The organism is Pseudoxanthomonas sp. CCNWLY206-1, assembly GCF_039710385.1.
Classification (GTDB): Bacteria; Pseudomonadota; Gammaproteobacteria; order Xanthomonadales; family Xanthomonadaceae; genus Pseudoxanthomonas_A.
The window spans coordinates 166,810-179,400 of record NZ_JBDKXI010000001.1 but is presented as its reverse complement, the minus strand read 5'-3'; the positions used below and the strand labels follow the sequence as shown (position 1 = coordinate 179,400).

Here is a 12,591-nt window from a genome sequence, read left to right as displayed (position 1 = left end):
CTGCGCCGGGATGACGTTCCTTATTGTTCCGAATAGCTGATGCGTCCCTATCTTCCGATAGCTATGGGGATGGAAAATGCCGTCGGTGCAAAACCGCGCTACCCACCCCGCCCCGCCTTTTCAATCGCCGCAACATCGAGCTTCTTCATATCCAAAAACGCCTGAGTCACCCGATCAACGACGGCCTGATCGCCCGATGTCATCAACTCGTCCAAAACAATCGGCGATATCTGCCAGGACACGCCATAGCGATCCTTGCACCAGCCGCACTGTTCGGATTCCGGCACGCTGGATAGCTGCGCCCAATAGCGATCGATCTCCACCTGGTCGCGACAGTGCACCAGGAACGAGACGGCCTCGTTGAAACCGAAGCCATGCTCGCGCGCACTGTCCATCGCGGCGAACCAGGTAGCGTCCAGCCGGAAATCCGAGTACATCACCGTGCCCGCCTGGTCCGGGGCCATGCCTTCGGGATAACGCGCCAGCTGCCCGGCCTGGGAACCGTCGAAGACGGACCGATAAAACGCACCGGCTTCTTCAGCCTTGCCGCAGACCTCGCCGGTGAACAACAGCGACGGCATGATCGCCGGCCGCCTCTCACCGGACGGATCGGCCAGGATCAACTGCCAGGACAACCCGTAGCGATCCTGCAGCCAGCCGTAGCGCTTGCTGAAGGGATATGCGTCCAGCGGCATAAGTACCTTTCCGCCGTCGACCAACGTCGCCCAGGTCCGCTCCAGGCGCGCTGCGGCGTCCGCCTCCCGCGACGGATCGAAGTTGACGATGAAAGACACCGACGGGTTGAACGTGAACACCGGTCCCGCGCTGATGGCCATGAACGGCTGCCCGTGCAGCGTGAACGACGCCACATCGCAATCGCCCGACGGCGTGTCGCGGATCGTGACAATGGAATCGATTCTGGAATCGGGAAAGACCGAACAATAGAACTGGGAGGCTTCCCGGGCCTGGGTGTCGAACCACAGGTGCGGAGTGATGGGCTTGGCGAGCGACATACGGAACTCCTGGTTGGGATTACCTGACTATGACGAACTGGCGTACCGCGAATCGACAACCAGCTTCGGGAACGGACACGCCGCGGTTTCACCGCTAACGGAGAATCATGCTTGGAGCCGGCCGGGAACAAGCCTGGGCAAACAAAATCGCAATCTCTGCATACACGCTCCGCAAACACGTACCCACGATATGCACATTTCCAATAGACCATAAACCACGGAAGCGCACTGTCATTCACAATCGGCAACCGCCTGAGCCAATGGAGCCGCATGTGAAAGCTGGAATTTTCGTTTCCTTAGCAACCACCCTACTGATCAGCTATTCCACCATAGCGCCAGCTACGGCCGGCGACGCTGAGACGCTTGCATCACGACTCGTGGGTACATGGCAGGTCATCGAAGTAGTGGACACCGATCCCGCCGGCAAAGTCAGCCATCCCTATGGGGAGCATCCGACGGGATACATCGTGTACGACCCGACAGGCCACCTGCACGTCCAACTGATGCGCACGCCTGCCACGCGTCCTTTCGCCGCCGGCGACGACAGCAAGGGCACCGACCAGGAAGTCCGCGCCGCCTATGACGGCTATGTCGCCTACTTCGGCACCTACCAGGTCATCGAAGCACAAAGCAAAGTGATCCATCGCGTGGAGGGTAGCCTGATGCCCAGCTACACCAGCACCGACCAACCCCGGCCCATCAAGATCGTCGGCGACGAGTTGATCATCGGAGGCACGATTCCAGAAGGAAGCTACCTTCGTCGCTTCCGACGCGTGAGGTAAAACCCAACGCGGACATAGAGCGGGCTCAAGCCCGCCGCACACGAAGACCAAGCCGACAACTCAGGTTCTCGCGCCAAACTGCACTGGGTGGACTGCATACGCGCACCGGAGACTATCAGCGCCAGTGCGGGACCCTCAGCCCTCCGGCACCTCGCATTGCCAGATCGAGCTCGCAATCCATAGGTTGGCCCGGGTCACATGGTTGTAAACCTCTTCCAACGGCGTCCCGCCCTGTGCCGTGCATTGGCCGATGGCATCAGCACGCGCATCCTCCAATGCAATTCCAGGGTCATAGCTCTGTCCGCTGCCAGAGACGTACACCACGGCAGCAAGCGCCGAGCCGGAGGCAGACAATAAAAGCGTCAACGCAAAAGCAACGACAGACTTCTTCATGCTCACTCTCCTGATGTGAAACAAGGGGCTCATATTCGACCACTCAAATCGGAAGCATCAGTGAAGATGCGGTAAGTGGATCGTGAAAGGCTTGTGCGGTGGTGCTGAGTCAAAGCCGCGATAGTGGGTTTTACCTATTCGTAACGGCGGCAGTGTTTCGATCCAACTAACGAACTCATCGGTGATTGCCGAGCCGGGCATAGCTCCCTTTTATAAAGAGGACGAGGGTCCACCCAGCGGACGACAGGGATTTTCCGTTGCTGTTGCGTTTAGAAGAAGCAAAAGCAAATCCCCCTCAGTCCCCCTTTGTAAAAGGGGGAGGAAAAGCGGAGTCCCTTCGAAGCAAGCGGAGCCCCTCCATGGCCATGCTGTACGCAGAAGTCGACAACCTGAAGATCGCCGCACGCACCGCCGGCGATAGTTCCAAGCCCGCACTGGTCCTGCTGCATGGCTGGCCGCAATCGAGCCGCGCATTCGACAATGTGTTGCCGGAACTAGGCAACGATCATTTCGTACTCGCATTCGATCTACCAGGCATCGGTGCTTCGCAGGGAGCGCCACCATCCGCCGAGAAGACCGTCCTCGCCGGCTTGTTACTGGACGCAGCAGAGAAACTTGGCGCCCAAGACATCCTGTTCGCCGGCTACGACGTAGGCGGCATGATCGCCTACGCGGCGGCACGCGATCACGCGCACAGGATCTCGGGCGCCATGGTGATGAACACCGTGATTCCCGGCATTTCCCCCTGGGCCGAAACCCTCGCCGACCCACGCATCTTCCATTTCGCGTTGCACGCACTCCCCGAACTGCCGGAACTGCTGGTAGCCGGACACCAGCGCCAATACTTCGACTTCTTCTACGACATCATGGCGGGCGACAAGACCGCGCTGACAGAAGAAGCCCGCGACGAATACGCGCGCGCCTACGAGCGTCCGGAAGCACTCACCGCCGGCTTCGACTGGTATCGCGCCATGGCCGACGACGCCAAGCACAATGCACAACACAAACGTATCGATCTGCCCATCCTTTACGTGCGCGGCGATGCGGACGGACGGAAGACGGACAACTACGTGCCTGGCGTAAGGGAAAAAGGCGCAACCCACGTCGAAGGCAAGGTCATTCCGGGTGGCGAGTACGTCGCGGAAGAATCACCGGAGCAACTGATTGCGACGGTCAGGGAGTTTCGTAAAGCGCTGACCGGCCAAAGGAAGGACTGAGAAGCCTAGTCAGCTTTCGATTCGTTCTCTTCGAGTATGCGCATGGACTCCGCATTTCGACGCTTCCACTCTTCCAGCTCAGCACTGGTCATCGGCGGCTCGATGCGTGGTGACGCTTCAGTCTCGGCGTCCAACGGCGGTTGCTGGGGAGCAAGGCGCTGCGTGGGAACTTTCGAGGATGGCGACCCGGCACTTTGAGGAAGCTCTATGTTGATTTCATGGTTCAGGGGCCAAGTAACAAGACGAAACAGCCCGTAGCAAACCAGTGAGCCAAACAGCAAAGCGCCAATCAATAAAGAGGAGCGTTGGCCAACCGACATTTCCTTGCGCTCGTAGCGGTAAGGCGATGTAGAAGGAACAGGCGGCGGCTCGGCTGATTTGAAAGCATCGAGTTGCGGACCGAGCATCACGCGCAGAGCGTCGCCATCGATCAGTTGGACGTGGCCCAGGCGGGTAGCCGCTTGCCGGGCAGCTTGCGTGAACTCGCCGCTGGTGATGACGATGGCGCCGGTGGCGTTCTCGTTGACCTTGATCCCGAGCAACTCGTGCACCGCGTTATGAGTGACCTGCTTCGCGTTCCAATGCTTGCATTGGACAAGAACATATTCATCGCCCCTGCGAAGCTTCAGGTCGATTCCACCATCGAACCGTCTACCGCCAGCACCGGTGCCAATATGTTCGACGCGCCAGCCCTGCTCTCGATAGTAATCGACCAGCATCATCTCCAATCGGTCCCAACCTACCCGTGCCAATGCATCATTGCGGCGGTTGCGTACGTTCTTCAGTCCGTTCATTCCCGTCCCTGTGAAAGTTGCTAGCGCCGCGATTCTCAATCAGAAAAAATAGTCGGCCAAGTCGCGGTGCGGGCTTAAGCCTGCACCACGCGGATTTCATTCTATCGGGTGAATTACTTCAGCACCTGCTCCACATCGACGATCTCCACGCCTTGCAGCTGCCCAAGCCAGCCGTCGAACCACGGCTTGTGCGAAACACCGACAATCGACAGCACACGGGCGCTCGGGCGTTCGCGGAAGGTCTCGCGGATGTTGGCGATCATGCGCAGGTTGCGGATTTCCCAGCCGCCCACCCACATCTGTGGGTAGCCCTCCTTTGAGGTCGAACGCATGGCGGTGCCGGCGTTGAGGTCGGCGAGCATCGCCAGGTTGGCGGGGCGATTGATATCGCGGTATAGGCCGAGCATATCGTGATTCTTCGTCATGACTTCCTGCCGCTTCTCCGCCGCCGCCAATTCCGCTTTGCCCGTATCCCAAGCCGCCTGCAGCGCCTTGCCGAATGCTGCTTCGTCAGCGACGCGGACGTTGTCGCCCGTGTGATTGTCGACGGCATGCACGCGTTGCAGACCCAGGCGCGCGGCCAGTTGCGCGCCAATCTGGTAGCTCTCGTTATTGCGGGTGGCGAGCTTCTCCAGCATCGCCACCAGCTCATCGTTCAATCCGTCGCCGGTACGCCGTTCGGCCGCCGGCAACTGCCACCATTGCACCAGCGCCGAGGCGCGGTCGTTGGCCGCCAGGAACCGCGACGCAAGCAGGCGTCGCTGATTCGGCGTGGGCTGCGCGGGCCATGTCTCGAGCAAGCTTTTCACAGCCGCGATCGCGGCGGGTACATCCAGTCCGGTGGCAGCCTTGGCTACATCGGTGTCGGGGCAGAAATCCAGCCCGTACACAGCGGGATGGCGAGCGGCCAGATCGCATTCCTCGCCGGACATCGACTCGATAGTGATGATGTCCGGCTTGAACGCCGCCAGTCTGTCGAGCACCGGGTTGAGTGATTCGGCCTTGAAGGTTTCCGGCATGCCACTCAAGTGCACTGAACCCAGCACCAGCACACGGGCGGGCGGCCCCGCCATGCCCTTATCGAGCACGGTCAGATCCACCTGCGCCTGCGCCACGGCCGGAGTCGCCAGCGCCAACACCCATCCCCACTTCGCCCATCGTTTGCTCATGCGTGATTCCCTGTAATGCGCCGACCGGGCGCGCCGGTATTTTTTACGGCGCGCATCCGCACGCACATGTGGCATTCGGCAGGGTGTTCGTTGCAGTGCGCGCACCAAGACCACCGGCCCGGCCGTGCACTGCAATAGACAAGCGATGGAAATCCGCCCACCCTACGGCGTCGGGTGCCGCGACTAACCTTCCAGGCAATAGGGTAGTTTCGCCTTCAACCCAACTGCCCTACTCGGCATCCAAGCAAATGCGCCCTCCCTCCGCACTTCTGTGTGCAACGTCACCCGGGCGCCTTTCCCACCTCAAGGGCACGCCAATGACTCGGAATCGTCTTCTCGCTCTTCGCTGCCTCATCCCCTTTTTCTTCACTGCCGTCTACGCTCCTGACGCCCACGCCACCTGGTCCATCGCGACCGTCAATCCGCGCACGGGCACCATAGGCGTGGCGGCGGCTTCATGCTCAGGCGGGGTCTACGGCATCCAGACCGTCGTTCCGGGCAAGGGGGTGGTCATTGTCCAGGCTGCCAGCAACCACGACGCTCGCGAGGCGGCGGTTGCCATGCTGCGCAAAGGCGCGCCCCTGGACACGATCCTCGCGAAAATCACCGCTCCCAATTCCGATTACCAACCGCAGCGTCAACAATATGCACTGCTATCCAGCGGAACAGACCCGCGCCCACGCACCTACACCGGCGCCGAAGTACCCGGCGCAAAAGCCACCGCCGGCGCCGATCACATCAGCGTGCAAGGCAACACCCTGGCATCGGAAGACGCCGTGGCGAAAACCATCGCAGCCCTGGGCAAGGCCGATTGGCCGGACGACCTGGCCATGGCCCGCGCCATCATGCGCGCCATGGACGCAGGCGCCAAAGCCGGCGGCGACCGCCGCTGCGGCAAGGCCAATAGCAATACCGCCTTTATCGGGCTTTATCGCAAAACTGATCCGCAGGACAAACCGTGGGTGGAGCTAGCCATCAACGGGCTTCCGGCTGGCACCGAAAGCGGTATGGCGCATCTTGATGGCCTGTTTCAACAGTGGGTGGATAACGGAACAAAACGGAGCAGTACGCGGAGATTTGTAGTGCCCTCTGTTGCGAGGCCAATCAAATGAAGCTGTAAGTCCCCACCTCCAATCAGATGGCTCCATCTGGCATCGAGCGGCCTTCAGCCATAAGCTTCGGCGATAGGTAGGATGTGGTGAGCAACGCGAACCGCATCGGTCGTGCCGCTCCGCGCCAGGGAAAACCTTTTTTCGGCCTAGCCGCGAACGATGCGGTTCGCGTTGCTCACCGCATCCTACGAGGGCTGCTGAGGTGTCAGGCAGATGAAATCCGCTGGGTTGACCTTCACCCAGCATCTCATCGAACAATGGCTCCCGGTCCGGGCGTCAACCTCCGGGCAAGCACCGCAACTCACCGGATACACCCTTCTCCACAATGGAATTTTTCATGTCCCGACGCTTCGCCGCTCTCGCTGCCCTCCTGCTTGTTTCGACCGTTGCATCGGCTTCCGCGCGCGCGACGTCGTGCCCGCGAGGCGCCTACGGCCCCGTCGGTGACAGCGACTTCGTGGTGGTGGTGCCACTACCGGATCCGTCGCAGTCGGCACAACGCTATTTGTTCCGCGACGGTCGCCGTGGCAGTACCGGAGATGCGAACACGCCCGTACACTGCATGACCGACGGCGCCGAGGTCCGAAGCGCGGACGGCTCGGTCGTGCTGTGGCCGCGACGCAAGCTTGCCGAAACCGACACCACGTTCGACAGCCACGGCGCGCGCATGGCCGGGCGCCTGATCGAACCCAGTACCGGCGACGCGCTGCCGCTGGTGGTGATGGTGCACGGGTCCGAGCGCACCTCCGCCACCGGCAGTGCCTATGCCTACGCGCTGGCGGCTCAGGGATTGCGGGTGTTCGCCTACGACAAACGGGGAACCGGCGCATCGGAGGGCGACTACACGCAGAACTTCGAACTGCTGGCCGACGACGCTGCAGCCGCGCTCGCGCACGCCAGGACACTGGCGAATGGGCGGGTATCGCGCGCCGGCTACTTCGGAGGCAGCCAGGGCGGCTGGGTAGCGCCGCTGGCCTCCACTCGCTCCGCAGCGGACTTCGTCGCGGTCGGCTTCGGCCTGGTGGTCTCGCCGATCGACGAAGACCGCGAACAGATGATCGATGAGGCGCGCAAGGCGGGGCTCGGCGCCGACGCCATGGCTGCGATTGATCGCCTGTCCCAAGCTACGGGGCGGCTGTTGACCTCGCAGTTCCGCGACGGCCTGGAGGCACTGGGTGAAGTGCGTCGCGACCTCGAAGGACAAGCTTGGGCCGGTGCCATCCAGGGCGAGCACAGCGGCCAGATGCTGCGTACACCCGACGATGTGCTGCGCCGGGTCGGCCGGCCGCTCTTCGACCAACACGAGCTGATCTGGAACTACGACTCGGTAGGTGCCCTGCGCAAGGTAAAGGTGCCGCTGTTGTGGGTGCTCGCCGAAGACGACCGCGAGGCACCGATCGAGCGCACCCGCGATGCGTTATTGGGGTTGATCGACGACGGCCGACCGATCGAGCTGTACATGTTTCCCGATACCGACCACGGCATGTTCGAGTACGAAACCCTGCCCGACGGTTCGCGTCGCGGCACGCGGATCACGGACGGCTACCTGCGCCTGCTTGCGGACTGGATCCGCGGCACACCTCAGGGCTCGTACGGGCGTGGTATGCGGCTCGGCGACGAGGCGCGTTAGAAGGACCGATCAATGTGGCGTCTGCGTGGCAGCGTCCCGATCCGGTCTGCGCGCGGGTTAGCTTGTTCCAAAGGAATTTGATGCCATCACACGGTCTCAACCCCATTCAGACATGGCGCTCACAGGTGCCGGCCTAGCCTGAAGCCGGTTTCGAGCGAGGACACACCCATGCTCCTGCAGACCGCAACGATTCTGTTAGCGATTACCGCCCTGGGTGGATTACTCATGGCGGGGATTCGCTTTACCGCCAAACATAATCCGCCCGCCTGGCTGGCGATGTTGCACGGGCTATTGGCCGCGTCGGGTTTGACGCTGTTGGCGTACGCGATTTGTACCCAGCCCGTGCCGGCGTTTGCCAAATTGGCGTTGGTGTTGTTTCTGTTGGCAGCCGGCGGCGGCGCGGTGATGAGCCTGGCGTACAAGTGGAAGAATCGCCTGTTGCCGGCTTGGTTGGTTGTTGTCCATGCAACGGCTGCTGTCATTGCATTCGTGTTGCTGGCGTTGGCGGCGTTTGGTTCGACTTATTAGGTAGTTCATAGGATGTGGTGAGCAAAGCGAACCGCATCGGTCGAGTACCTTTAGAACAGCGAATATTTTCTCTTGCGATCAGGACGCGAACGATGCGGTGCGCCTGCGGCTTACCGCATCCTACGGGCTGGCTGTAGCAAGTAGCCTGGGTAAGGCTGAAAGCCGCACCCGGGGAACGTATAGCTTCCGTGTAAAGCATCCCGGATGCGCTTCGCTTATCCGGGCTACGTGGATGTCTCGGCATCGGCGACGAAATCACTTACCAGATCAGGTCGTCCGGCACTTTGAACTGGCTGTAATAGTCGTCATCGCCGCCGCTGCTATCCGCGTTGGGTTTGCCGTGGTCTAGCACGATCATCGCCGCATCCCGGGCGTAAACCTTGTCCGCCGCGGCGCGGGGAATCACTGCATAGCCTTGGTCGTGGCGGGCGATGACCAGGGCGCCGCTTGCCAGCTGCGTGCGCACCGATTCGGTGACCAGCAGGTTCTTGATCTTGCCGTCGTCGGTGAAGCCGTAGGCGATCTCACCTTCGCGCTTGAGCTGGTTCTGCTCCACGATCTGACGCGCCTGGGCACGTTGCTCGTGCAGGCGCGCTTGCGCGTTGCGCTCGGCGGCCAGGGCGCGGTCGCGCTCCACTTTCTCCAGGCGAACGCGTTCGGCTTCGGCTTGCTCAGCGTTGGGTACCGGAGCTCCCTTGGCGTGGCGCTGCTTGGTCTGCTCGCGCACCACCTCGGCGACCTTGGACTTCTTGACCAGGCCGGCCTTGAGCAATTGTTCTTGCAGGGGATTACGCATGGAGAGGAGACCAAGGCTGAGGACAATCGCCGCCATGATAACCGCGTCGGAAGCAAGCCCGCGGAGTTCATCGGAGTGCCCTTCAGCCTCTCCTGGCTGGTAGCGGGCCGCCAGTCTGCCGCACAGGGAGCTGGCAATTGCGTCCATAAAACACCCGCAGCGATGAACTGGACTCGGCCAGGACGATATCTGGACAACGATCCGAATTGACGTCGGCGATCACGAAAGAGTTATCCATGTAATGACTATTCGTCCACGCATTGTCGCTGGTGGTTTGGAACACCGGCTCACCGAAGCCCGATGGTCCCTGCAGGATATAAGCCATCTGGTTGTAACTGTTCATCATGGCAACAATGTCGGGGTAGCCGTTGCCATCAATGTCGGCCACTTGCACTGCACCCGGCCGTTGGTACATGCCCTGGAAATGCAAAAATTCGTGGCGCCTAATGCTGTTTCCTTCGCCCCGGTAATAGACATGGATGCCACGAAGAGATGCCGATGCGTTTCCTTCGTCAGGCATGACTAAATCGGGTCGTCCGTCGCGGTCCATATCGGCGACGGTCATGCCAAACGATGGCATCGTCTGTACCGCGGGCATGGGTATCTCGATGAGACTTTGCAGTCCTCCGAAGAACGCAGCAGGGTATACGACTACCTTCGGCCAACCTTGCCCATTGGTCATGACCACATCGGCAATTCCGTCAGCCGTAAAGTCGGAAATCTCCAACGTGTTGTAGCCGGATAGTGGCGTAGCGATGCGTTGCGCACCACGGAACCCACCATGCCGATCGCTCAGGTAGATGTCGGCACCCTCTTCCCATCCTTGCGCAAAGATGTCCCGGTGCCCGTCGCCATCAAGATCGATAGCGCCCAGAGAGAGCGACCTGACGTTTCCAACGTAGGATTGGTATGCATAGCCTCCGGAGGTCTTCCTGAAAACCGTCAGGCCCTGACCCGCACCCACTACGATTTCCGGCAATCCATCGTTGTTCAGATCGACTGCTTCAACACTGCCGCCGCCACCGCTGGTGGCCATGATCGGCGACATAAGATCGATAGCATCGGCGAGTGTTCCGTCCGCGTTCTGCGCATGGATCCTCAACACGACTTTTAGCAGCGCGTCTATCGCCAACACGATGTCGTTACGGCCATCTCCCGTCACGTCGGCGACAACCACCTGGTCGGGCCAGACGTCCACGACGACGGGGGAAACGATGACGCGGTCGAAATAGAAGCCCGGCGCTAGCAATGCTGAAGCAAGTGCCGCCTTGGGTGGCGACGCGCCGCCCAGCACAGGCTCTGGAAAATCCGCCGGCATAACACTCGTTGGCAGCTTGGCGGCACGCGGTAAAGGCTGCGCCCCGCCTGACCACCGCGGCGCGCTGGCCACTTCCTGCGGCTCAGCAGACGTGGAGGACGTAGTGGGATGCGTGCGAAACCACAGCCCCAGAACAGCCCCCATCAACAGGAAAAACAACCAAAAGAAGATTTTCAATGACCCCATGTGCGTGCCCCTCTCCCCATTTGCAGTCCGAAATCCATGCAGCCGCCACTAGCGGCGTGATGTACGGGTCATCTTCGGAAAGACGATACCGTTGCCCCAGGCGCGCTTCGCTTGCCCGGGCCATGTACTAGCGTTGATCCACCCGCGTCAGGCCTACCCCACGCCGCCAGACGAAGTTCCAGTGGTATTTTCCGGTCGGCGGGCAATGCTTCGTAGGCTGCCGCCCTTCTGTCGTCGACACGTAACGCTTGCAGATGGGTGAGTCCTCGCGCACCTCGAAATCCACGTTCACTGTCTTGTTGCTGATCCGCACGCGCTGGATATCGCCCGGGATGAAGGCGTTTCCTTCTGGAACGTATCCGGTGGCGAACGCACGTTTGTCATCAGCGTGCATCTTGTCGTAGCCACCCGGCCGCGCTCCCGATTTATTCAACGTCAATACGCGGATGCCGTTGGTGCAGTCGAAGTTGGCCCCAATGCAGGTGGCTGTCTCCGCGTACAGGATTTCTTCGATGCCATCGCCGTCAAGATCGACCGGCTGCACATGCACCAGGCGGAAGTCGTTCTGTATGTCGTCGCCCGGATACAACGAGAGGTAGGTCTCCGCAATGCGGCGGGCCGCGGCCTGGTCGAGTGCATGAGCCTTGGGCACAGAGGTGAGCAATACGACGCCCGCCAACAGCAGGATAGGGGTGATGGTCCTTTGATTCATGATCGGTCCTTCCAGTGGAGATAACTACGGTGGTCGCTTTCCATCCGCAACAACAAGCACACCGCTAATCGAGCATTGCGAATCCGTCGTCGCCGATGCCCACCCACAGCACATATTCAAAATTCTGCACCATGCGGTGGAAGCCGCCTTCCGGGGCGCCGTAGTTCGCCCCCACCACGATGGTGTGCTTGCCCACCGGCAGCGGCGGGATCAACAGCCAGTACCCGTCACTGGCCGCAAGCGGCGTGATGTACCGATCATCTTTGGGAAGATCCGGATACATCTCAAAACAACCATCGCTGCGCACCCGGTAGCTGGCCACGTTTTTTACCTGCACCCCGTCGATCAAAACTACCGCGCTGACCAGATGATCGTTGTTGACCGCCGCCGAGGCCTGCAAGCGGTCGCACGACATCACCGTCTTGCCCTTCTTCACGCCCAACGGTATCTGGTGGAACATGTTGATCACCGGCAGAAACAAATGCTTGCCCGCCGGCACCTTGCACTCGCGACGTGCGTCGAAACTGCCGTCCGTTCCTGCCAGGAACCACACCGGTCCGTCTTGCCCTATATCGCAGAAACGCCCATCAGGATCGCGATAGGGTTCCACCGGCATGGACAGGGCCCACTGCCACCACCGCGCCGACAACTGCGCGTAACCCTTGCCTTCTACTTTCGCGGTCAATGGCAGCACGATGGGTTGCGATGGCGCTCGCACTTGCGCCGCTTCCTGAGCGAAGACTGGCAAGGCCAGCCATCCAAACGCAACCACCGCGCAAGCACGGCGTATGCAAACCTTCATTCCCTTCCCCGTTTGCCCATTCCCCGCCTTGCAAACTAACCGATACCAGGCGTCAGCAAAAGGGGGAATTACCGCACTATGGCGGCGTCGGGCCCAGGGTGCGGATCCGCGGCGCAGATCCGATTGGCAGGTAAAAGGC

13 protein-coding genes are annotated in these 12,591 nt (G+C 60.9%); 5 read left to right on the top strand and 8 right to left on the bottom strand.

The window, feature by feature from the left end:
- Nucleotides 1-98: 98 nt before the first annotated feature.
- The gene (locus AADW18_RS00770) at nucleotides 99-1,013 is read right to left on the bottom strand and encodes a VOC family protein (protein ID WP_337341441.1); all 915 of its coding nucleotides are present in this window, start codon (nucleotides 1,011-1,013) and stop codon (nucleotides 99-101) included.
- Between the two features lie 272 nt (nucleotides 1,014-1,285).
- On the opposite strand from AADW18_RS00770, the gene AADW18_RS00765 reads away from it, so the two are divergent.
- On the top strand, nucleotides 1,286-1,795 hold the full coding sequence (locus AADW18_RS00765; RefSeq protein WP_337341440.1) for a lipocalin-like domain-containing protein: 510 nt from the start codon (nucleotides 1,286-1,288) through the stop codon (nucleotides 1,793-1,795).
- 135 nt (nucleotides 1,796-1,930) lie between these two features.
- Here AADW18_RS00765 and AADW18_RS00760 read toward each other — a convergent pair whose 3' ends face one another.
- Nucleotides 1,931-2,188, bottom strand: a complete 258-nt coding sequence (locus AADW18_RS00760; RefSeq protein WP_337341439.1) for a hypothetical protein — start codon at nucleotides 2,186-2,188, stop codon at nucleotides 1,931-1,933.
- A 359-nt stretch (nucleotides 2,189-2,547) separates the two neighbouring features.
- Between AADW18_RS00760 and AADW18_RS00755 the strand changes: the two genes are divergently transcribed.
- Nucleotides 2,548-3,405: an alpha/beta hydrolase gene (locus AADW18_RS00755; RefSeq protein ID WP_337341438.1), complete on the top strand. Its 858-nt coding sequence runs from the start codon at nucleotides 2,548-2,550 to the stop codon at nucleotides 3,403-3,405.
- A 5-nt stretch (nucleotides 3,406-3,410) separates the two neighbouring features.
- Here AADW18_RS00755 and AADW18_RS00750 read toward each other — a convergent pair whose 3' ends face one another.
- Nucleotides 3,411-4,199 (bottom strand): restriction endonuclease, encoded by a 789-nt coding sequence (locus AADW18_RS00750; RefSeq protein WP_337341437.1) that lies wholly within the window; start codon nucleotides 4,197-4,199, stop codon nucleotides 3,411-3,413.
- A gap of 113 nt (nucleotides 4,200-4,312) precedes the next feature.
- Nucleotides 4,313-5,368, bottom strand: a complete 1,056-nt coding sequence (locus tag AADW18_RS00745) for a DUF5694 domain-containing protein (RefSeq protein ID WP_337341436.1) — start codon at nucleotides 5,366-5,368, stop codon at nucleotides 4,313-4,315.
- 248 nt (nucleotides 5,369-5,616) lie between these two features.
- Between AADW18_RS00745 and AADW18_RS00740 the strand changes: the two genes are divergently transcribed.
- From AADW18_RS00740 to AADW18_RS00730, 3 genes are all read left to right on the top strand, one after another.
- The gene (locus AADW18_RS00740; RefSeq protein ID WP_337341435.1) at nucleotides 5,617-6,480 is read left to right on the top strand and encodes a DUF1028 domain-containing protein; all 864 of its coding nucleotides are present in this window, start codon (nucleotides 5,617-5,619) and stop codon (nucleotides 6,478-6,480) included.
- A gap of 337 nt (nucleotides 6,481-6,817) precedes the next feature.
- Nucleotides 6,818-8,110, top strand: coding sequence for an alpha/beta hydrolase (locus AADW18_RS00735; protein ID WP_337341434.1), 1,293 nt, complete (start codon nucleotides 6,818-6,820; stop codon nucleotides 8,108-8,110).
- A gap of 168 nt (nucleotides 8,111-8,278) precedes the next feature.
- Nucleotides 8,279-8,638, top strand: a complete 360-nt coding sequence (locus AADW18_RS00730) for a hypothetical protein (protein ID WP_337341433.1) — start codon at nucleotides 8,279-8,281, stop codon at nucleotides 8,636-8,638.
- A gap of 259 nt (nucleotides 8,639-8,897) precedes the next feature.
- Here AADW18_RS00730 and AADW18_RS00725 read toward each other — a convergent pair whose 3' ends face one another.
- The 4 genes from AADW18_RS00725 to AADW18_RS00710 all read right to left on the bottom strand — a co-directional run bounded on the left by AADW18_RS00725 (nucleotide 8,898) and on the right by AADW18_RS00710 (nucleotide 12,452).
- Nucleotides 8,898-9,434, bottom strand: a complete 537-nt coding sequence (locus AADW18_RS00725) for a DUF2058 domain-containing protein (RefSeq protein ID WP_337341432.1) — start codon at nucleotides 9,432-9,434, stop codon at nucleotides 8,898-8,900.
- A gap of 82 nt (nucleotides 9,435-9,516) precedes the next feature.
- A complete protein-coding gene (locus AADW18_RS00720) occupies nucleotides 9,517-10,938 on the bottom strand; it encodes a VCBS repeat-containing protein (protein WP_337341431.1) in 1,422 nt (473 codons plus the stop codon).
- A 127-nt stretch (nucleotides 10,939-11,065) separates the two neighbouring features.
- A complete protein-coding gene (locus AADW18_RS00715; RefSeq protein ID WP_337341430.1) occupies nucleotides 11,066-11,650 on the bottom strand; it encodes a hypothetical protein in 585 nt (194 codons plus the stop codon).
- Between the two features lie 64 nt (nucleotides 11,651-11,714).
- Nucleotides 11,715-12,452 carry a hypothetical protein gene (locus AADW18_RS00710; protein ID WP_337341429.1) on the bottom strand — a complete coding sequence of 246 codons (738 nt, stop codon included), beginning with the start codon at nucleotides 12,450-12,452 and terminating at the stop codon, nucleotides 11,715-11,717.
- Nucleotides 12,453-12,591: the final 139 nt, after the last annotated feature.

Excerpts from the sequence above, each read along its gene's own strand:
- AADW18_RS00720 (WP_337341431.1), bottom strand. The coding sequence starts at position 10,938 with ATGGGGTCATTGAAAATCTTCTTTTGGTTGTTTTTCCTGTTGATGGGG.
- AADW18_RS00745 (WP_337341436.1), bottom strand. The coding sequence starts at position 5,368 with ATGAGCAAACGATGGGCGAAGTGGGGATGGGTGTTGGCGCTGGCGACT.
- AADW18_RS00730 (WP_337341433.1), top strand. The coding sequence starts at position 8,279 with ATGCTCCTGCAGACCGCAACGATTCTGTTAGCGATTACCGCCCTGGGT.
- AADW18_RS00735 (WP_337341434.1), top strand. The coding sequence starts at position 6,818 with ATGTCCCGACGCTTCGCCGCTCTCGCTGCCCTCCTGCTTGTTTCGACC.
- AADW18_RS00750 (WP_337341437.1), bottom strand. The coding sequence starts at position 4,199 with ATGAACGGACTGAAGAACGTACGCAACCGCCGCAATGATGCATTGGCA.
- AADW18_RS00770 (WP_337341441.1), bottom strand. The coding sequence starts at position 1,013 with ATGTCGCTCGCCAAGCCCATCACTCCGCACCTGTGGTTCGACACCCAG.
- AADW18_RS00760 (WP_337341439.1), bottom strand. The coding sequence starts at position 2,188 with ATGAAGAAGTCTGTCGTTGCTTTTGCGTTGACGCTTTTATTGTCTGCC.
- AADW18_RS00710 (WP_337341429.1), bottom strand. The coding sequence starts at position 12,452 with ATGAAGGTTTGCATACGCCGTGCTTGCGCGGTGGTTGCGTTTGGATGG.
- AADW18_RS00725 (WP_337341432.1), bottom strand. The coding sequence starts at position 9,434 with ATGCGTAATCCCCTGCAAGAACAATTGCTCAAGGCCGGCCTGGTCAAG.
- AADW18_RS00740 (WP_337341435.1), top strand. The coding sequence starts at position 5,617 with ATGCGCCCTCCCTCCGCACTTCTGTGTGCAACGTCACCCGGGCGCCTT.
- AADW18_RS00755 (WP_337341438.1), top strand. The coding sequence starts at position 2,548 with ATGGCCATGCTGTACGCAGAAGTCGACAACCTGAAGATCGCCGCACGC.
- AADW18_RS00715 (WP_337341430.1), bottom strand. The coding sequence starts at position 11,650 with ATGAATCAAAGGACCATCACCCCTATCCTGCTGTTGGCGGGCGTCGTA.